The sequence below is a fragment of the Pandoraea sp. B-6 genome (assembly GCF_000282835.1).
GTDB lineage: Bacteria > Pseudomonadota > Gammaproteobacteria > Burkholderiales > Burkholderiaceae > Pandoraea > Pandoraea cepalis.
Map to the genome: position 1 here is coordinate 42,671 of NZ_KB290560.1, position 19,440 is coordinate 62,110.

A 19,440-nucleotide genomic window follows, 5' to 3' on the forward strand; every position below is an offset into this window, starting at 1 on the left:
CAATCTCGGGTCAGTCGTCCGGCTTGGGTGCGCCGCCAGTTGCAGATGCTCCCCGGTCCTGATCGACCTGGATCTGGCTCACAGCGAGAACCAGTTCGTGCGCCTTCTTGAGGTGTTCCTCCGTCTCCGCCCGGGCTGACGCGGCCGCCATTATCATCCTGGCAAATTTAGCATGCGTCGCCTGGCGAATCGCGTTGAACTTACCTACCCGGTGGCCTACGAGCTGCGTTAGTTCGTTTTCGCTGAAAAGATTTTTGAGCAGAAAGAGGACAGACCCGTCCTCGAACCACGGTTTGAGATTCTTGTGTTTGAACCCCTGGGAGTACAGAAAGCTGATACGTCCGAGGAGTGCTCGGTAGCTAAAGAAAAACGCCCAGATCGACTCACCGACAAATGGGCGATAATTCTCCGCGTGTTCGGTCCGAGAAATAGCGTCCGTGACTGTCTTGTCCGTCAGTTCGAAAAGGGTTCCTCTCCGGATTCCCTCCGCATATTCCGAGGGTTCAAGAATGTCCCATCGTGCAGATACAACGGCTGGCGTAATCGAACTCGCTAGAAGAAACGCTTCCCAAAGTCCGGACAAAGCATCCAAGCGTCGCTGGTGGAACGGTTGGGCGTAGTCACTCAGCGACTTGTGAGCAAGCGTCAGCATCGATGCCTGCTGAGCCAGTTGAGCCTTTAGCTCTTCCAGCTTTCCTGAATTCTCTGCCTTGACTGATTCAAGTCGAGCGTTGTACTCATGCTCAATTGCCCCCTTGATTTTTGCAGTTATCCAGTCGCGAAAAGCATATCCAGTCACGCTTACCAAGGCAGCTGACGATACCGTGGTGATGACGAAGTCTGCCATGGTGTTCCTTTCCCGGTTGGAATTTGATTTTTGAATCCGATGGGGTAGCGAACCGCTGCGATAAGCAATCCCGCGGTAGTTTGCCGGCGTAGCTGCGCTGCTGCGAAGAATTCGGACAAATACCGTGGCATTGTGTTTTCCCCGATCCTCAATGCAGTTGGTCTGTAGACTGACAAACGTTACTTCATCGCACTGGCTGGGACAGTTCGCGAGCCCCGTACCGGACACTCAACTTCCCGCAGAATGGACGCGGATTATTGCCGTGAGCGACCGTGCACGCCCGTACCGTACCGCCTATGAAGACGGACAGGGAGGCGCTCGAAGCATTCATAAACGCCTTGAGATACATCACGGCATTAACGTTTGAAGGTCAAAACCCTCAAGTCCGCCACTCAACAAGTTCCCCCGTCACGACTGAGTAAATCCTAAAGCGCAAAACCACTCGCTGTCGCGAAGCGCTTCGAGGAGCGCGATTTGCCACGAGTTGCTGCGTTTGTCGCGCTCGGCGGTCAAGCGTCGATTCAACGCGTCCCACACTTCATTCGGCTTCATCGGATAAGGATCGGTGAATGTCAGTGTCAGAGTACTTAGCTCTTCACCAGCCAGGCTGCCGAATCTCTGCGCGAGCTTGTATTCGCGGAAATGATTCGCGGCTCGACGAGATTGGAAATCATCCCAATTTTGCGGAGCACGAACAAAATATTTGACGCTAACGGGGTCTGTCTTTAGCAACTCAGCAAAAAGCCATTGCTCCTCTGATAGCTGCTTCGCGTCATAGTAAGGATGAAAGCTCTGTGCGTCGTTCGCGGCAGCGGCCGATTTCCCTGTATTGCAGTCACGGCAGGAAGGAACCAAGTTTTCCGGGAGCACGGAAAACGATGGAAATTTCGACTTTGGAAGGAAATGGTCGATCGTAAATACTTGTCCGATGCCGCACGTCGGACATCTGCCATTCGGTGCAGACAACCGAAGTTCGTCGTAAATTTTGCGAGCGGGCTTCAACCGAGGAATCATTTCGCGATCGTACAGGTTTTTCAGTTCCGCCTTAGTGACTTCACCGGTTATTACATCCTTATCCTGCGCGGTGGTCGGCTGCACCGTGTGCAATACACCCGTGCTGGCTTGATCGTCATAGTACTTCGCCTGCGCATCCATGTACCCCGCGATGTCGGAGAGCCGCTTTTGAAGCGAAACGTCGGTAACGCTACCGGTGCAAGTTTGAAAAACAAAATTTTTTGGGTAGACGGGTTTTTTTATTGCTCGCATCTATTGACCCCGTGCGGCGAGAAGTGCTCGGAGGACTGCCTGGCCCTCAAGCCCGATTTGATTTTCGTAGTGTTTTAGAATTTGTTCAAAATCGCCAACTTGCTCAACTGCTTTTGCAAGCAAGTCATGAAAGCCCGATTTTCTGACCGCGAGGCCGAAGATCTCTCTAGTTAACGACCCTACATTTTCCCCAAACGTTTCCATTTCTGGGCGCTCGGCCTTGGTGGAGTCGCGAAAGCGGTTAATCTTCCAGACGCACGAGCGGGGTACTTCTTGCAGAACGACTGGAGAGTGGGTGGCGATCAATGCGACAGCATTTCGCGCCGTGAGCAGTTCCGAAAGCGCGCGGGTGAACGCCGAAAGAAGAGGCGGGGGAAGATGACTCTCGGGTTCGTCCAACAGGACGAGACTTTTCTCTTCGATGGTCTCCACTAGCTTAGTCACCGTCAACAAGACGATCTTGTGACCCGAACTCATATTTCTGAAAACTTGCTCGGCGTATCGATTAATCTCGGTTTTATCATGGGTGTCGTCGGCCAGCATAGAGAGGCTCATCTCGGCGAAATTCTCATCAAACTCTAATACCTTGATCGCGTTTTTCCACTGTTCGCGCTTAATGTCCATGCTTAGACATACACCAAGGCTCTTCAGGAAATCATCGACGAGCTCATCGGGGTCTTTAAAAACGTGATGGTTGGGCGAGTTTGCGGATCTCTTCTTCAGCCCAATGTACACGTACCCGACACCTTGGGACTTGTCTCGCTGATCCGGTAAGGGGTTGAATCGATCAAATGCGCTAAAGGCGACGGACGTGACGCTGCTGAAATAGCTAGGTGGCATCGGTACCTTGGGTAGCCACGACTCAGAAGCGATCTCGAAGCGACCAAGGGTATCAGCATGTTCCTGATGAACTATCGCCTCGACAATCGAGTTCAAGAGCGTCGTTTTACCTACCCCATTCCGTCCGATAACGACGTGTATATTCGTCGGCGGCAACGAGTTAGGCGTAACTTCAAAGGCGAGCTGCATCTCACCGTCGTCGCTGCCCATCGGGGCCGTATAGTAGAAGCGATACGATGTAAGAACGGCCCCGCCACTCAAGATGCGACGGAACTGACCGTCAATTGCCGTACGGCTTACGCTGCGCAGTAGCGAGGTAGAGAACACAGATTCCTGCGCCGCTAACTGCTCTCGCACGGGATCAGCGACCACGTCACGCATGCATCTCAAATACTCATTGCGCAGAGTCGCAGGCACCGTCATTAAGCGCTGGTAATACTCCGGCTCTTGCCCGAGAGAGAAGTAGTTCTCCGGCATCTCGACTAAAGAAGAAGGCATTGACTCGCGAGAGCGGACGTATCCTTGCCCCGTATAGCCGATTTTGACAGCACCCAAGGAAAGCCCAACGCCAGAGTCAGTGTAAAGCGTGACAGAGAAGAGCGTCTTATGTGAGTAATCGTCCCAGTTGTCTGACCTCAATACCACTGAGTTTGCGAGCAGCGCGCCCGGCGGAACAGCGTCTAAATATATTTGAAGTGGCATTCCGATCCCCAGTAAGAGTCCGAATTTTAAATCGCATCCTAAGTTTTTGACATCTTCTTCTTGATGGGGAGCGTCACTCTGTGGGCTAACACCCGGTCAAACAGCAGAACCAGCCGAAAGCGGCCGTTCGGTCATACAACGCAAGTCGTCCGCTCATGGCCGGCAGGGGACAGCCCGCCTTGCTCAAAGGCAGCATTCGACTATATATACTTCCGACGCACAACTCGGAGCCAATATGACCGAACCAAATTCCCTGCGGTGCCTGTGTGGCGCCGTCAATATCCAGTTAAACGGCCAACCGGAAGCAAGAGCGAACTGTCATTGCCAGTCCTGCCGAGATTTCTATGGGACTTCAATGTTGTCGGCAACTGCATGGCTACCCGAGCAAGTCGCGGTTGTCAGCGGTAGCCTCTCGAAATTTGCACACCCGACAAAGCAACTGTCGCGCGCATTCTGCCCCCATTGCGGCGAAACAGTGTTTGGCACGAACCGCCTCGGCATGTTAGTCATTCCCAACAGCGTTGTTGCTCGGGCGGCGGGCGGTGAGTTGCCCGAACCAATGCGGGCGACGATGCATCTGTTCTATCGGCATAGGATCATCGACGTGGATGACAAACTGCCGAAGTACCTCGATGGATGGGACGGACCGACTTACGTTGGTTAGTCTGGCTGAGTACGTCGACACACAAACGAGCGAAGGACTACTCAAGGTTGAATCCACAAACTTCTCCGCCGTTATCGTCAGCCCTTCTGGTCCATTTCACCCGCAATCGACTGCACGCATTTATCGACGCTCAACTCCCATAGCGCGCTACGCGGCAGCGTCTCGTCGGAGGCTCGCTCAAGCACCGCAAGCGCGCGCGGTTTGAGCCGCACCAGGAGCAGCCGCTGTCCACGCGACGTCAATTCGGCGGAGAAGATGCGCAGTGCTTCGATCACTGAACTATCGACATCGGGTGTTTCCTCGAGACTCAGCATTACCGTCTGCACCGGCGTCGACTGCCCCCGCAGCATTAAACGCACCTTACTGAGCACGCGTTCGGCATTGGCAAAGAAGAGGGGTACCTCTGGCCGCACGATCGTGATGCCGGGGATGGGGGTTGCATCCGTGTGCGCGGAGACGTCGACGAAATCGTGGCTATCTCTCAGGCGCCCGAGCACCGAGACCGCCGGCTCAGACAAGTTGCGCAGTGTTAGCAGAAGGCTCACCCCGATGGCGACCAGCAAGCCGTGAAGTATGCCAAACACGAGCACAGCCAGCAGCGCCGCTATTACGACCAGTCTGTCGCGTTGCCACGTCCAGTATGGCTTGAACACGTCCGGGTGCAGTGAGTGACTGACGGCATAAATGACGATCGCAGCAAGCACCGGTTCGGGCGTGCGAGACAACTGCGGTAACAGCATCAGCACGATCAGCGCAATGACCGCTGCGGCAAATATCCCCGCGAAGCGGGTCTGCGCGCCGGCGGCTTCGTTGGCGGAAGTCGCCGAGTAGCCTGCACCCACCGGCATCCCGTGCAGTAATCCGGAGACAAGATTTGCGCAGCCGAGCGCCATGAGGTCCCGGTTAGCCGACACGACATCGCCATGCTTTAGCGCGAAGCTGCGGATCGACCCGTACGATTCCGCATACAGAATCAGCATCAGCGCAAACGCGAGTTCCGCCGTTTGCAGCCACTGTGAGCGGTCGAACCGTGGCAGGCCGACCGTCATATCGTGAAAATCGATCGCGCCAACGGTGCCAATGCCATGTGCATGCCAGTCGATCCGGTACCCCAACGCGATGCCGAGCACAATCACCGCCAGCGTCGCCGGCATGCGGGCACTTCGGCCCAGCCCGAAAAGGATGGCAAGCGCAGCCGCCCCCAGCGCCGCGCTATAGAAATTCCAACTTGGCGCTTGATGCGCGAGATCGAAAGCGATTCGCAGCGTATCGGTGTAATGCGAGTGCACGCCGAGTATGGCCGGCAATTGCTTGATGGCAATCGTCAGCGCCAGGCCGAACGCAAAACCGCGCAAGACCGGCTTCGAGACAAAGTCCGACATGGCGCCCAAACGCGACGCGCCGGCCAGCAGAAAAAGAATGCCAGTCGCCGCGACGAGGGCGGCGGCGTAGGCGAGCTGCGCACCGATGCCCCCGTCGCCGGCCCCCACCGTGGCGGCAAGCACGGCTGCGGATGAGGATGTTCCCGATACGATCGCGAATCGGCTACTGCCCGTTAGCCCATAGACGACAAGCCCGGTGAGCAGCGCAATCAGGCCCGCCTGCGGTGGCAGTCCAGCGATACCCGCGTAGGCAATGGCCTCAGGCAGCAAGAGTCCTGCTATTGAAACGCCGGCCAGTACGTCACGCCCAATACGAACCCGTCGCGGGGGAGGTGGCTCGACCGAACTCGTATAGGTGGATGGCTTCTGAAGCTGTACGGCGGCGGCATGGCCGGTATCGATAGTCATATCGAGGGGCGTTATCGAATATACGGCGGTTGATAACCGTCAAGGCGTCACACGCTGACGGGCCATTATCGCCGGATTTGTTCGGAACGAGATTCCTCGAGTTCGTTATGGCACTCGCAAGTTGAGTCTTGCCGGCGGCATGCGTCCGTTGTCCCGGCGAATTCGACGCGATAGGCGCTCCGCATGCCCATCCTGCCAGGCCTCGAGATAGCCTGTCTGCCGGCCGATTGACAACGTGAGAAAGAGAATTTAGGATGTGATCGTTTCCTAAATAAGCGCGATAAAGATGATCCAGGCTGTTGCAAGCCGGCCCCGGGGGCGGCCTAGAGAATTCGACGAAGAGCGAGTGCTTAGTCGCGCCATCGCGCTATTCAGTGCTTCGGGATATTCGGCCACAGGAATTAGCGATCTCCAGCAGGCTACCGGCCTGACGGCCGGCAGCCTTTACAAGGCGTATCTGGACAAGGAAGGGATCTTTGCCAAAGCGCTCGAGCGTTATATCGCCCGGCGCGAGGCGGAGGTCAGCGCCATGATAAAAGGCGCGGAGAACGCACGCGCCAGCATCGCATCGCTGCTTGGCCTATATGCCCGGCTTAGCCAAGGAAAGGAGGGCAAACTCGGCTGTCTGCTGGTGGCGGGCATCGCCGAGCTGCCTCAATTCTCTCGGGTCGGCGATGCGTTGCGGGGCCAGCTTGCGCAGCGTCGAGATCTATTGGCCAGACTGGTGGCCCAAGGGCAGGCCGACGGCTCGATCACTACCGCAAGCGATCCCGCGACCGTGGCAGATGTGTTGCTTGCACTGTTGCAGGGCATGCGCGTGCTCGGAAAAGCCGGTGCATTTAGCGACGATGCGGACGCATTTGTTGCCCTAGCACTCAAAGTCCTGGAGTGACCATGAACCGCCAAATTTTTTGCGCTCGTGCCGGTCGGACTCACCTCCAGTCGCGGCTTACCGCGTAGCGACGGCAGCGCCGACCCTTCCATCTGTTCATACACCGGCAGCGTATGCGGCGTGGTCGCACTGACTGCGATGACCGTCGCGCTGCGCTATTCGAAAAGGACTCCGTCATGATACATGGCGTACTGCCGGCCGCCCCCGCCGGTTTTGAACATCGATTTGCTACCGTGAATGGTCTGCGTTTCCACTATGTCGACGGTGGCGCGCCGGCAGAACGTACCGTCGTCCTCATCGCCGGCTTTCCCGAGAGTTGGTACGCGTGGCGTAAGGTCATGCCGTTGCTTGGCAACGACTTTCGTGTCGTCGCCATCGACTTGCCGGGCCAAGGCGATAGTGATCGACCGCTCGACGGCTATGACACGCAAACCGTCGCACAACGTGTGCACGACCTTGTGAATCATCTCGGCATCAAGCGATACAGTATCGCCGCGCACGACGTCGGCGCATGGGTTGCGTTTCCATACGCGCACCTATTCAGCGAGGAAGTCGAGGCGCTGGCGCTAATGGATGCGGGCATCCCAGGCATCACCCTGCCGGACATGCTGCCGTCGTCTTCCAAGCTGTCGTGGAAGACCTGGCATTTCTCCTTTCACGCGGTCCCAGATCTTCCGGAGATTCTGCTTGGCGGTCGGGAAAGAGCCTATCTCGAATGGTTCTTCTGGAGCAAGGCGGCCAATCCGGCATGTTACGGCGAGGACGAAATTGCCGAGTATCTGAGGACCTACTGCGCGCCTGGCGGAATGCGCGCGGGGCTCGCATTCTATCGCGCCGCGGCCCTCTCGGCCGAACAGAACCGCGCGCTTTCGCACGAACGGAAGCTCAAGATGCCGGTACTCGGCCTCAGTGCAGACCAGGGGTCGATCCCGGATATGTCGGCTGCACTCCGCCCATTCGCAGATGAGGTGAGCGGGGAGACCATCGTGAATTGCGGACACTTTCAGCCAGAGGAACAGCCTGAGGCCGTAGCGCACGCCTTGGCGAGGTTTTTTGCTTCAGTTTGAATGACGGATGATCTGCCGCTCGTCGGCAATGGGTGGCGTTGATCGCCATGTCGACGTCTGGCCAAGCGCGGAAAGTGATGGATTTCTCCGCTGCTGGCCAGGGGCTTGCGGTAGTCCTTATGCACGCGCTTCTGACGGTACGATGGTGAGCAGCAGCTCGTCGAGTCGTTCGAGAGTGGCAGCCAGACCGTCTTTCAATCCCATCTCGATAGCTTTTTGCACATCTGCCGGCGAGTTGTAGAGCACAACGGTGGTCACAAGGGTCCGTTCCTTCGCATCGGCGAAAGCGACGTCCCAGCGTGCCCTCGGCAGGCTCGGATTCACGACGCCCGATTCATCACAAAAACCGTCGAGCGCTACGTAGCCATCGATCGGATTGATTGCCTGGTAGTCCAGACGGTTCCAGAATGATTCCCCGTCAGGCGTCGTCATGGCGTAGTGCCAATAGCCGCCTTCCTTGAACTCCATGTGCTTTGTCCGGGTGGTGAGCGGCTTGGGCGCGAACCATTGATCGAGCAATTCGCGCTTTGTATGGCAATCCCACACCAGTTGGCGTCCTGCTGCGAATTCCCGCTTCACCGTGATGCTGTTTTTTTCCATATCGACGACGAAATCAAATCGAAGGTCAGCTTTCATTGTCTTGTCCTTGGAGTTTTTCTAACAGGTTGTCGAGGTTGTCGTACCTGCTTGCCCAGATCGCGCGCTGCTCGGCAAACCACCGTTCGGCGGCCGCCAGATTCTGGCGATCGAGCATGCACGTGCGAGTTCTGCCGGTCTTGCTCGAGTGAATCAACCCGGTGTCTTCCAGTACCCGCACATGCTTCATGAACGACGGCAGAGCCATGTCGAAGGGTTCTGCCAACTCGCTCACCGTCGCGGGCCCCACGCCGAGCCGTTGAATAACTGCCCTGCGCGTAGGGTCTGCCAGTGCGTGAAAGACCGAGTTCAGCGCAATTCCATAGTTATCCATTTGGCTAACTATACGCGAGCTTATCGGGAGGTGCAATAGCGAGTCTTGGGGGCATGTTGGGCGCGCGTTCGCGGTGTCGGGCGACCTCGCCTACGATGCGCAGGTCGTTGGCTGCTGTCTTTTGGGGAAAGCCGGCGCATATTCGCCGACGTCTTGACGCGGCTCGCGCATGAAGACCCGTTGATAAGGAAACGATAAGCACACGCCAAGTCACGCGACTGCACCGGTGCCAACTGATTGAAACAATCAAGCGATCAGAATGCGTTGTCGAATGGCCGATGGCGGACGCAAAGTCGTCGTTTGACTTGTTGCCGACAGGAGCCACGTCCGATGCGCTTCCTGGCCGATTGCGTCCTATCACAAGCATCTGCTTGCGACCCTTCTCTGTCGTTCCGCTCAGGCCGCAGTAGCGACCGCTATCGTGTGTAAAGAGGGCTCTGCCCGCCTGCTTGCCTGCCCGCGCGCGGCTTTTCGCTAATGCAATGAGCCTAGCCCATCAGGCTCGTCAACGCATCATAAATAGATTGCTCGGGGCGAACGGCGTGTTCTTCATCGACCGCGATAGCGCACCCTCAGATGCCACCGTGCGCGGCGATAAACATGGCGACGGCCGACCGGCAATAGGATTCGATTTCGTTGTCGTCCTCTGCTCTCGCCTCATCGAAGCGTGCGATCAGCAGGAGATCGGCCCCTTTGAAAAGCGCGGCAAACAAGCGGGCGGACAGGTGCGCATCGGGTACGTTCAGCATCCCCTTCTCGTGCAACTGACGCAACACGGCCTCGATGTGGGCGATGACATGGGCAGGCCCGGCCTCGTAGTGGAGCTTGCTTAACGCCTTTTGATTCGTCTTGTCGGCCAAGACCATGGCCTCGACACTGCGGACGTCCGGGCTCAACAGCGTGCGAAGCAGGGATGATCCCATCGCCATGAGCTGATCTTCGGCTGAACCGTCGACGCCGTCAGAAAGGGCCTGCGGTGCAAACTCATCGCAGCGGGCCACCATGGCCGCGCTGAACAGCGCCTCCTTGTTCTCGAAGTGCCGATAGATGCTGAGCTTGGATATCTTCGCCCGCTGCGCGACCTTGTCCATGGTCGTCGCTTGAAAACCCAATTCCACAAAGAGTTCGCAGGCCGCGTCGACGATCGTTTGACGAAGTGCCTCGTTGGCGGGCCGGCCGCGCCGGCTCTGGCTATTTTCGGTCACGATAATTATGGTACTTGACAGTATTGAAATATGTTAATACGATACCGTATAGTATCGCAATGTGCAAGCCAAGGGCAGGTTTCAACCGGTTGTCCAGATCAGGCGTCCCCGGGGCCCACCCCTTATTCACAACACGGAGCCCATCACCATGAATGACGTCATCATCATAGGCGGCAGCTTTGCCGGCCTCGCCGCCGCCCTGCAGCTTGGCCGTGCCCGCCGCAAGGTCACCGTTCTCGATACCGGCCGGCCGCGTAACCGCTTTGCCGGCCACTCACATGGCCTGCTCGGCCACGATCACAAACCGCCGCTGGACATCCTGGTCGAGGCGCGGCAGCAACTGGTGCGCTATCCAACGATCAGCCTCATCAATGCCCGGGCCGAAAGCGTGTCTGGGGCCATCGACGATTTCTGTGTCGTCACTGACGATCACGAAAGCTTGAGGGCGCGCCGCCTGATCCTGAGCTATGGCGTCGCCGACCAGATGCCTGATGTTCCGGGCTTTGCCGAAAGCTGGGGCACGTCCATCGTGCCCTGCCCCTATTGCGACGGCTTTGAAGTCGCCGGCCAGCATTGGGGCCTCGTCTGGTCCAGCCCGCAGTCGTACCAATCTGCCAAGCTGTTCCGCGATTGGACTGACAAGTTGACTGTCCTCACCGATGGTCATGACATCGCGCCCGATATCGAGGCCGATCTGACGCGCCGCAACATACCTCTCGTCGATGGACGGATCGTCGAGATCGCCCACCAGAAGGGCCATATCACCACCGTCAATCTCGATACTGGTCGCAATGTCTCGGTCGACGTCCTCTTCGCCCATCCGCGCAATAAGCCGTCCGCAAGCCTGCATACATCTCTGGGCCTCGTCACGGTCGATACGCCCACCGGCATCGTACTCAAGGTCGACGAGCGCCGCCAAACCAGCATGCCCGGCATCTACGCCGCTGGCGACCTCGCCACGCCCTTCTTGCCATCGATCACCCAGGCATCCTCGCAGGGCGCATTGGCGGGCATCTTCGCCCAGCAGTCGATGGTGGTTTGAGAGCACGGATTCCCTTCTCCCATTGCGTCGTCGCCTTCGAAAAGGTTGGCGTAGATCGGCGCAGTGAAGAGCGGATCGTCGAGTCAAGGAGACGACATGGCAAAGCAAAGTGCTGATCAGGTGGGTGACTGGAATGGTCAAAGCGGTGAGCGCTGGGTCGCCAACCAGGCCCGGCTCGACGCTCTGGTGGCGGTGTTTGGCCAGGCTGCGATAGAAGCCGCCGCGCCCGCGACGGGTGAGCGCGCGCTGGACATCGGTTGCGGCGCGGGCGCATCGAGTCTGGCTCTGGCCGCCCGCGTTGGCGCGGGGGGGCAAGTGCTGGGCGTGGACATATCCGAGCCGCTGATCGAGCGAGCGCGCGCGCTTGCGCGCCACGATACGCCGGCCCTGTTTCAGGTGGCCGACGCCAGCAGCGCAGAGCTGCCCGAAGGCGCGTTCGACATCCTGTTCTCGCGTTTCGGCGTGATGTTCTTCGACGATCCGACAGCGGCGTTCGCCCACATGCGACGCGCACTCCGGCCTGGCGGGCGGGTCGCTTTTGTCTGCTGGCGCGGGGCGGCCGAGAACGACTGGATGCGCCTACCGGTGGGCGCGCTCAAGGGCATTCTCCCGCCGAGCGCGCTGCCCGATCCCGAAGCGCCCGGCCCGTTTTCGTTCGGCGACCGAGCGCGCGTGGCGCGCATCCTGACGGCGGCCGGCTTCACCGATATCGCTATCATGCCCTTCGACGCGTCCGTCCCATTCGGTGAGGGCGAAACGCGGGACGCTGCGATCGACGTCGCGGTGAAGATGACGCTCGAGGTCGGCCCGCTGTCGCGTGTGCTCGCTGATCAGCCCGACGACCTCCGCGCCCGCGCCGCGGCCGCAGTTCGTGCCGCCTTCGAGAGCCTCCCCGGTGAGCGGTCGGTGATGATCAACGGCGCGGCGTGGGTCGTCAATGCACGCAATCCCGCACGTTGACAGGTTACGTCGACCATTGTGTCAGAACCGGCAATTCCTCGTGTCTCGGGGAGGGTCTACCTTGAGCGCCGAACGACCGAAACGCGGCGCTGATTAGCCATTGAGGGCAAAAAGAGTAGTGGCGCTTGATGGCCGCTTGCCGTCGCTCATGACGGTCGGTTTCCGACCCATCTCTGTCATTCCGCCCTGCCTGAACTAGACGACCGCTTCAACGGTACATGTGGTCGTTCACGTCTTGTCGTTATTCAAAGGGTCGTCGCATAGAGCTTCGACGCTTCGGCTACCTTTTTACTTAAGCATGCACCGAACTCCGTGCCAGGGGCAAGTTGGACCTCAGCTGAATCAGTCTGGCCTACACGCAGACTCACGACGGTCACCGGCTCGATGGTTTTTTTTCCAACATATAGCTGCTGGCCAATAGAAATCTTCGAGGTGCCTGTCGCGCGAACGCCAACTATATTATTCGAGAAACGGCGAACCACATCCCCGATTTCCAGCGTGACACCAGAGGAGACTCCATTTTTAATTAAACTGCTCCGCAACAGGTTTGCCAGAGTTTTCGTAACCAATGTTGAAAACAATACATAATTCCTAAGAGCATCGAGGTTGGCTATTTCTGATACGTCGCCATGAGCCGCATCATTCCGATCCCTGACAAATTTATTTAGGTAGGATTCTGCGGTGTGCTCCCCCAATAGCTTTTTGAAGCAAAAATCAATAACCTCTGATGAATTTTTTACAAACGAATAAGCATCATCAAAGCCGATCTTCTTGAAAACACGATTTAGCGTATCCGGCCGATAATTGTCAGAATCCGTCAAAAAAGCGTCAGACAAAAGTGCATAGGGAGCGCCACGCAACCCATCGACCAAACCGGAAGCAATCGAAATTTCGGAAATCTTCCCATATATAGGTTGTGTAGCACTCCATTTCATGAGGACGTGCCCCACTCCCACTCTATGGCTAGTCCTCACGTCATCAGAGAGCTTTGCGTAATTCGGAAAGATTTTCGGCAGATAGCCCGCATACTCCTCCACAAGCTCAATTATGCATTGCTCGAATACCGCATAAATGCGAGTTATGGTCGCGCAATGATCGAAAAGCCGCCATGTTAGGTTATCCGGCGCGTCACTCCGCAATATTTTTAACGCACCTTCATCGATCGCTATCGGCCCTTGCCCTACAGCAGCCGAAAAAATAGTCTGCCGCAGGCGATCATGCCACTCAATAACGGCTGACAAGTCGTTTAACGTGCTGTCATGGCGCGAAAGAATCGACTCAAACATTTAGTCAATTTCCTTCCACGATCGTGGCAAGCAGTCTACGGAAGGCTGCAATACGTTTTTCCACTGCTTCGCGGGTGTTGCCTTGACCAGTGAACGTACCGGCTGGCTCTTCTTCAACAAGCCGCTTCGCGCCCGCTACAATCTGAGCGCGCGCATTGGCCAGAACCATCTTGTGCTCAAGGCGCTCGCTTAAAGCTACCATTAACGCGTCCGCATAGGCAATATGTGGCTTTGGTGCCCAGTGGCCAGCTTTAACATTCCACGGCCTAAACAAATTGCCGCCAAAAATCGTCTGCGCAATTTCAATCGTATCGACAAACAAATCGCGCAAAAATTGAATATCATCCGATTCAAAATGGCGACTACGAACCATATATTCATCGAGAAAGCGTTGCATGCCACCCCGATAACGCTCTGCGTGTCGAAGTGCTAGACAGCGCAGCACAAACTCAACGTCACGCATTTTGCTGAAATGGGGGTTTGATAGTAGTTTTTGTGGCGGATTGCTATCCTCCTCTTTTTCATATCGAACAAGACCCCAAGCATCACGCATCGCGGGATGGCGTGACAACTCGATCAATAGATCGTCGAAATCGTTATGATAGATGCAATGACGTACCTCTTGATTTTCAAGCTCGACACCGCCCGTATTAAGACGCTCAAATACTTGCTGACGAAGTAGCAATTCCTCATCTCGAGTGTTGGCTGATTCTTTCAGTAGTACGATATACGAAATAGATCGCCGATCAAGCCCGCGTCGGACTTCAGATGGAAGTCGATCATAGATTAATCCGTTCAACTCCGGCCACTGCTCCAAACCTTTTAATTTAAATCTGTTTTCATAAAAATCAGCAACAGCAGATATTCTTTGCTGCCCGTCCATAACCTCATATCGCGCAAGGTCTGACTCATAAAGAAAGCAGGGTGGAACAGGGATATTCATTATGAAAGATTCAATCAGCTTTGACTTTCGCTTATCATCCCATCGCTGTCGTCGCTGATAAAATGGCTGTAGCTTGAGCCACCCCTCCCTTTGTATTGCTTGAACGAAATTCGGTAGTTGTTCACGGTTAGTTTCCGTGACAATTCGAAGTTCTCGCTTTGCATATTTTTGATTTATCTCTTCGGCAGACGACTCTTGCCGAGACTCTGCTGGCATTTCGCGCCACATTTTTTGTTCTGTTGGCGATAACTGTTGCATGATTACGCGGTCTCAAGGAGAAATGGCAGCCGAAACGGTAACATATTGATAGGCTAGCTGACGAGTGGCTACAGCCCCGCAGCGTAGCGTTCGAACGTGCACTACCGGGAGCTTGAACGTCCCGTATTAAGGAAGTGACAGCCATTCAAGCGTCGGATCGGCGCACTGGCGAACGGCGGCTCATGGCCGGTAACGGTCGTCAGTCCGCTGGTTGTTTCCAAGCCATCTCAGCCGTCCGGGCCTTCTGCGCCAAGGCCTCCTTCCCCAGCATGGGTGCCCCATCGGTAGCGTTGGCTTTCGCGAGAAAGGATGCCCTGATTTGCGTCCGCCTCACCGAAATCGGGTTAGGGCAGTCGAGTGGCGTTGCCGGACCGATAGCCGTTTGCGTCGTCACTGATGTGCTGTATCATGAAACACGAAACATGAAAAATGGAGTCAACAGATGATTTTCCTTGACGGTGCGTCGTCAGGCATCCTGTCGGAACTCGAGTCCCTCGGCATTGAGAACGATCTACGGATGGCCGAACGCAGCCAGAAGATGTTGAATCTGGAAAGGCCCACAGCGGAGCTGCTCCACATGCTCGTGACCGGCGCACGGCGACGTCAGATTCTTGAAATTGGAACTTCCAATGGCTACAGCGCAATATGGCTGGCCAGCGCGTTGCGTGAAACAGGGGGCCGTCCGTTGCTGACCATCGAGCATTCTCCCCACAAGGCGGCTCAGGCCAAAACCAACCTGAGGGCGAGTGGTCTGCAGGACTGGGTGCAGGTCATCGAAGGAGACGCGACCAGCGTGTGCGCCGCCTTGGCCGGGCCGTTCGATTGCGTCTTTTTCGATGCCGACCGTGTGAGCGCGTCGAAGCAACTGAAGCATCTGCTTCCCAAGTTGACGGATGATGCGCTGTTACTTGCAGACAATGCCCTTTCTCACCCCGATGAAATCGCGGGATACATGGATAGCGTTGAAGCCTTACAGGAGTTCGACACCGTGACGGTGCCGGTCGGCAAGGGACTTCACATTGCCCGCAGGCGCCGTCAATCATGAGCAGAAACAAGCTGGAGCGCACAACGTTCGCCCGCGACGCCTATACCGCCATTCGGGAGATGTTGCTTGAAGAACGGCGGTTTCTCGCGGGTGAAAAGATTAGCGTGGAGTCGTTGTCACGTGATCTAGCCGTGAGTCGCTCCCCAGTGTGGGGGGCTATTTCCCGTCTTGAAGCGGAAGGGCTGCTTCATGTCGTACCGCGCCAGGGCGTTTTTGTCATCGCCTTTGACGCAGATAAGATCATTGCCAATTTCGAGGCGCGCGAGGCACTCGAAGGAATGGCTGCGCGCCTGGCGGCAAGGCGCATGACGTCCGAAGACCGGGAGATCATGGCAGAGGCGCTTGCTCGCCAGGCTCGAAGCATAGAGGCTGAAGATCTTGTCGCCTATCGAACTTCCAATCTCGACTTCCACCACAGGCTTCTCGTAGCCGCGCAAAACGCGACGATCGAGACGACGCTCAAGTCGCTATACGCACAGACGCAGGCGATGTGCAATGGCCGGGATTCGTCGGCGACAACTTGGGATCAACTTCGCCGAAATCTGGCAGAACATCAGCGCGTTCTCGACATGCTCACCAATCGCGACGAGGTAGCGGCGGAGCAAGCGGCCCGACTGCATGTCCAACAGTTACTGAAAGCGATCCTTACTCGCGAGAGCCAGACCGCTGTGATATCCAAAGTATCCACATGACGGTTACTCAGTCCTGTCGATAAAGGACGGGATCAGCGAAGACCCCCTCAGGACGTTCGCGCATGCCGGAGAACGCCTGTTCAAGGGCCAATATCGGACCTTCGCTTGCCGATCCCTCCCGACCGCACTTGGCCGGTAACCGTCGTCATTGCGGTTTGCGAACGTAGTAGATATCCCACTCCGTTTCTGTCGTCTTTGTGAATCCGTGCCGTTGATAGAAGCGGTTCGAGTCGCTATCGCGGAGTGCGCCCACGGCGACCGCCATCGATTGCGCGTCGGCAGCGCGCAGGAGCTCGGCAATGACGGCCGACCCCAGGCCCTTTCCCTGGTGTTCTGGAATGACATACAGATGTTCAATCACCAGATGGTCGTCAGTCAGCCGCGTTTGCATGAACCCGACTGTGACGCCATCGACCACGATGAACTTGCACAACGCCGGGTTGAAGGATGAAACGAAGCGATCCCTCGCTCGTTGCGGGTCGAAGCGTCCGATGCGAACCAAGCTCTCTTTCATCGCGTCGATGCGCATTTGAACCAGCGATTCGACGTCGCTGTGCGTTGTGCTTTCGAACGTTACATTCATCCGTCATGCCTCGTTAATGGGGGGGCGATGTGAGGCGCATGCAGCGCAATGCCTATGCCATTCGCAGATCGCGCAACACATCAAGTACGTGTTGCGTGGAGCGCTCGATGTGCCCCGCGCGATGGGCAATGCCGAGCCGACGCCACAACGCCGGCCGCAATGGGCGCATGACAACGCGCTTGTCGGGCAATGGCGCAGTCGCCTCATGGGGTAACAGCGCGGCGCCGTATCCTGCCGCGACCAGACTCTTGATCGCGTCGTTGTAGTTAAGCTCGATGCGTGGCACCGGTTGATGCCCCCCGGTCGCGAACCACTCCGCCGTCAGTTGTGAAAGACGCGTTGTCGCATCGTTGAGAATGAGCGGTTGGCCAGCGAGCCATGCGGGCGTGACGCGGGCAGGGCACTGCCAATGTGCCGGCACAAAAGCCATCACGGGGTCGCGCCTCCAAGGCGTGATCACGAGTCCAGCCTCGGGCGGCTGAGGCAGCGCAACGAGCCCAACGTCCAGCGTTCCATCCACCAGTCCGGACAACGTCTCCCGCGACGTGAGCACTGCAACCTGAATGTCGATGGCGGGATGGTGCTGGCGCAGCACCTCAAGCGCTTGCGGTAACAGGTGTGCGATCGCGCCCGTCGAAGCGCCGATCCGCGCGCGCCCTTCGAGTCCTTGCACCTGGCGTTGAATGTCCGCTAGCGCCTGCTCCGCATCGGCCAGCAATCGACGTGCGCGCTCCACCAGCACCTCGCCTATCGCCGACGGCCTGACATGTCCGCGCTTTCGCGACAGCAGTGGCGCCCCAATGCGGTCTTCCAGTTCCGCGATGTGGAGGCTGACCGTTGGCGGTGCCAAGTGCAATGCACGTGCCGCCTCGGCAAATGAGCCGCGGTCTGCGATGGCCACGAGGGTGCGCAAGCGGTCCAGGCTGATTTCTCGCATGTCGGCGTCCAGATTCAGGAAAAATGAATGATCACGTTGTGAAATTCAACTTTCCCTATTCTATCTGTCAACGGAATATAGGGACTCGTGCTCGTTTTTGCTGGTTACCATTCAAAGTCAACGGAGTATTTCACGTATGGGCTCTCCCGTTGTATTCATCGACGGCGATCAAGGCACCACCGGGTTGCTGATCCAGGAACGGCTTCGTCACCGGACCGACATCAGACTGATGACGCTTGATGCCGCGGAGCGCAAAGATTTGCGGCGTCGCGCGGAATTCATCAACGCCTGCGACATCGCGATTCTCTGTTTGCCTGATGCCGCGGCACGCGAGGCCGTGGCCGCGATTGTCAATCCTGCGGTTCGAGTCATCGATGCCAGCTCCGCGCACCGCACGCAGCCGGACTGGGTCTACGGATTCCCGGAGATGGCGCCGGGGCAGGCCGAACGTATTGCCAACGCCCGCCGCGTCACCAACCCCGGTTGTTATCCGACTGGTGCGCTTGGCTTGCTGGGGCCGTTGGTGCAGGCCGGGCTTATCGCGCGCGATTACCCGATCAGCATTCATGCAGTCTCGGGGTACTCCGGTCGGGGACGGGCAGGCGTGGAGGAGTATGAGGGGGCGGGAGCCGTCAACGCGCCGTCATACCAGGTCTATGGCCTGAAACTCGCGCACAAACACGCGCCGGAAATCCAGAAGCACGCGGGGCTAGCGCAGCGTCCCATTTTCGTCCCGGCATACGGAGCGTTCCGTCAGGGCATCGTGCTGACGGTGCCCCTGGCGGTGCGGTTGCTGGCGCCCGGCGTGGACGGCGCCGCGCTACACACCGCCCTCGCTCGCCACTATGCTGAGGCGGGTCACGTGCGGGTCTTGCCGCTGCATGAATCGAACGCCGTGGAACACCTGGATCCGCAAGTGCTGAACGGTACGAACGACATGCAATTAAGCGTGTTTCATAACGTGGACGACGGACAAGTCCTGCTGGCAGCCGTTTTCGACAACCTTGGCAAAGGCGCGTCTGGCGCTGCGGTTCAGAACCTGGACCTGATGCTTGCGTCGCAGTAGTTGTCGCGGGCTTGAGATGGCGTTCGGCCACCAACGGATCTGCCAACGACGGTTGGCGCATCGGTTTGTGGCCGTCGAACGATTCGTTCCGGCCGGTATGGGTTATCGGTCCGCAGGCTGTGTCCGACCCTTCTCGATCATCCCCTCAATTCGAGTTGAGAGAGCGAAATGGGTCTATGAGCGGTCATCCGGCCCCGTATCCTGTGTCTTGCCACTCGCACGGCCTGCGCCAACAAGCCATCCCGCTGCCGAAGACTAGTTTTTGCGGAAGCTCTTCCCGCCAGGAATCTCTGTTTCCAATGCGAACAGGATGCCGTTCAGCCCGTGCGGTATCCACACGAGGACGCCCAGAGGATTCCAGAAACACGGGCTGCAAGGATTGCTG

General features: G+C 57.4%; 19 protein-coding genes. 8 read left to right on the top strand and 11 right to left on the bottom strand.

The annotated features are described in order from the left end of the window. Nucleotides 1–10 precede the first annotated feature (10 nt). The 3 genes from A985_RS0121875 to A985_RS0121885 form a co-directional block, all read right to left on the bottom strand. On the bottom strand, nucleotides 11–847 hold the full coding sequence (locus tag A985_RS0121875) for a hypothetical protein (protein WP_017235515.1): 837 nt from the start codon (nucleotides 845–847) through the stop codon (nucleotides 11–13). Between the two features lie 408 nt (nucleotides 848–1,255). Next, nucleotides 1,256–2,113, bottom strand: a complete 858-nt coding sequence (locus A985_RS27245; RefSeq protein WP_017235516.1) for an HNH endonuclease — start codon at nucleotides 2,111–2,113, stop codon at nucleotides 1,256–1,258. Continuing rightward, nucleotides 2,114–3,451: an AAA family ATPase gene (locus A985_RS0121885; protein WP_017235517.1), complete on the bottom strand. Its 1,338-nt coding sequence runs from the start codon at nucleotides 3,449–3,451 to the stop codon at nucleotides 2,114–2,116. Between the two features lie 439 nt (nucleotides 3,452–3,890). On the opposite strand from A985_RS0121885, the gene A985_RS0121890 reads away from it, so the two are divergent. After that, entirely contained in the window at nucleotides 3,891–4,319 is a 429-nt protein-coding gene (locus A985_RS0121890; protein WP_026132282.1) for a GFA family protein, read from the top strand. Between the two features lie 77 nt (nucleotides 4,320–4,396). Here A985_RS0121890 and A985_RS0121895 read toward each other — a convergent pair whose 3' ends face one another. Next, nucleotides 4,397–6,109, bottom strand: coding sequence for a SulP family inorganic anion transporter (locus A985_RS0121895; RefSeq protein WP_026132283.1), 1,713 nt, complete (start codon nucleotides 6,107–6,109; stop codon nucleotides 4,397–4,399). Nucleotides 6,110–6,395: 286 nt separating this feature from the next. Between A985_RS0121895 and A985_RS0121900 the strand changes: the two genes are divergently transcribed. Together A985_RS0121900 and A985_RS0121905 are read left to right on the top strand one after the other, a co-directional pair. After that, nucleotides 6,396–7,001 carry a TetR/AcrR family transcriptional regulator gene (locus tag A985_RS0121900; protein WP_017235520.1) on the top strand — a complete coding sequence of 202 codons (606 nt, stop codon included), beginning with the start codon at nucleotides 6,396–6,398 and terminating at the stop codon, nucleotides 6,999–7,001. Between the two features lie 176 nt (nucleotides 7,002–7,177). Next, a complete protein-coding gene (locus tag A985_RS0121905; RefSeq protein ID WP_017235521.1) occupies nucleotides 7,178–8,068 on the top strand; it encodes an alpha/beta fold hydrolase in 891 nt (296 codons plus the stop codon). A gap of 117 nt (nucleotides 8,069–8,185) precedes the next feature. On the opposite strand, the gene A985_RS0121910 is transcribed toward A985_RS0121905, so the two are convergent. The 3 genes from A985_RS0121910 to A985_RS0121920 all read right to left on the bottom strand — a co-directional run bounded on the left by A985_RS0121910 (nucleotide 8,186) and on the right by A985_RS0121920 (nucleotide 10,243). Further along, the gene (locus tag A985_RS0121910; protein WP_017235522.1) at nucleotides 8,186–8,704 is read right to left on the bottom strand and encodes an SRPBCC domain-containing protein; all 519 of its coding nucleotides are present in this window, start codon (nucleotides 8,702–8,704) and stop codon (nucleotides 8,186–8,188) included. Next, entirely contained in the window at nucleotides 8,694–9,038 is a 345-nt protein-coding gene (locus A985_RS0121915) for a helix-turn-helix transcriptional regulator (RefSeq protein WP_017235523.1), read from the bottom strand. Before A985_RS0121915 ends, A985_RS0121910 begins: the two co-directional genes overlap by 11 nt. Before the next feature lie 572 nt (nucleotides 9,039–9,610). Further along, on the bottom strand, nucleotides 9,611–10,243 hold the full coding sequence (locus tag A985_RS0121920; RefSeq protein WP_017235524.1) for a TetR/AcrR family transcriptional regulator: 633 nt from the start codon (nucleotides 10,241–10,243) through the stop codon (nucleotides 9,611–9,613). A 148-nt stretch (nucleotides 10,244–10,391) separates the two neighbouring features. Here A985_RS0121920 and A985_RS0121925 point away from each other — a divergent pair, with 148 nt between their 5' ends. Beyond that, nucleotides 10,392–11,285 (top strand): NAD(P)/FAD-dependent oxidoreductase, encoded by an 894-nt coding sequence (locus A985_RS0121925; protein ID WP_017235525.1) that lies wholly within the window; start codon nucleotides 10,392–10,394, stop codon nucleotides 11,283–11,285. A gap of 96 nt (nucleotides 11,286–11,381) precedes the next feature. Then, complete coding sequence (locus A985_RS0121930; protein ID WP_017235526.1) at nucleotides 11,382–12,245, top strand: class I SAM-dependent methyltransferase; 864 nt, start codon at nucleotides 11,382–11,384, stop codon at nucleotides 12,243–12,245. Between the two features lie 245 nt (nucleotides 12,246–12,490). On the opposite strand, the gene A985_RS0121935 is transcribed toward A985_RS0121930, so the two are convergent. Together A985_RS0121935 and A985_RS27805 are read right to left on the bottom strand one after the other, a co-directional pair. Further along, nucleotides 12,491–13,531 (bottom strand): MAE_28990/MAE_18760 family HEPN-like nuclease, encoded by a 1,041-nt coding sequence (locus tag A985_RS0121935; protein WP_017235527.1) that lies wholly within the window; start codon nucleotides 13,529–13,531, stop codon nucleotides 12,491–12,493. Between the two features lie 4 nt (nucleotides 13,532–13,535). Next, nucleotides 13,536–14,732, bottom strand: coding sequence for a DUF262 domain-containing protein (locus tag A985_RS27805; RefSeq protein ID WP_198288733.1), 1,197 nt, complete (start codon nucleotides 14,730–14,732; stop codon nucleotides 13,536–13,538). 442 nt (nucleotides 14,733–15,174) lie between these two features. Here A985_RS27805 and A985_RS0121950 point away from each other — a divergent pair, with 442 nt between their 5' ends. Together A985_RS0121950 and A985_RS26610 are read left to right on the top strand one after the other, a co-directional pair. Further along, nucleotides 15,175–15,777 carry an O-methyltransferase gene (locus A985_RS0121950; RefSeq protein ID WP_017235530.1) on the top strand — a complete coding sequence of 201 codons (603 nt, stop codon included), beginning with the start codon at nucleotides 15,175–15,177 and terminating at the stop codon, nucleotides 15,775–15,777. Then, nucleotides 15,774–16,469, top strand: a complete 696-nt coding sequence (locus tag A985_RS26610; RefSeq protein ID WP_017235531.1) for a GntR family transcriptional regulator — start codon at nucleotides 15,774–15,776, stop codon at nucleotides 16,467–16,469. Before A985_RS0121950 ends, A985_RS26610 begins: the two co-directional genes overlap by 4 nt. Nucleotides 16,470–16,614: 145 nt before the next feature. On the opposite strand, the gene A985_RS0121960 is transcribed toward A985_RS26610, so the two are convergent. Both A985_RS0121960 and A985_RS0121965 read right to left on the bottom strand, forming a co-directional pair. After that, nucleotides 16,615–17,052: a GNAT family N-acetyltransferase gene (locus A985_RS0121960; protein WP_017235532.1), complete on the bottom strand. Its 438-nt coding sequence runs from the start codon at nucleotides 17,050–17,052 to the stop codon at nucleotides 16,615–16,617. Between the two features lie 52 nt (nucleotides 17,053–17,104). Then, nucleotides 17,105–17,989 carry a LysR family transcriptional regulator gene (locus A985_RS0121965; protein ID WP_017235533.1) on the bottom strand — a complete coding sequence of 295 codons (885 nt, stop codon included), beginning with the start codon at nucleotides 17,987–17,989 and terminating at the stop codon, nucleotides 17,105–17,107. 136 nt (nucleotides 17,990–18,125) lie between these two features. On the opposite strand from A985_RS0121965, the gene argC reads away from it, so the two are divergent. Beyond that, nucleotides 18,126–19,055, top strand: coding sequence for an N-acetyl-gamma-glutamyl-phosphate reductase (argC, locus tag A985_RS0121970; protein WP_017235534.1), 930 nt, complete (start codon nucleotides 18,126–18,128; stop codon nucleotides 19,053–19,055). Nucleotides 19,056–19,440: the final 385 nt, after the last annotated feature.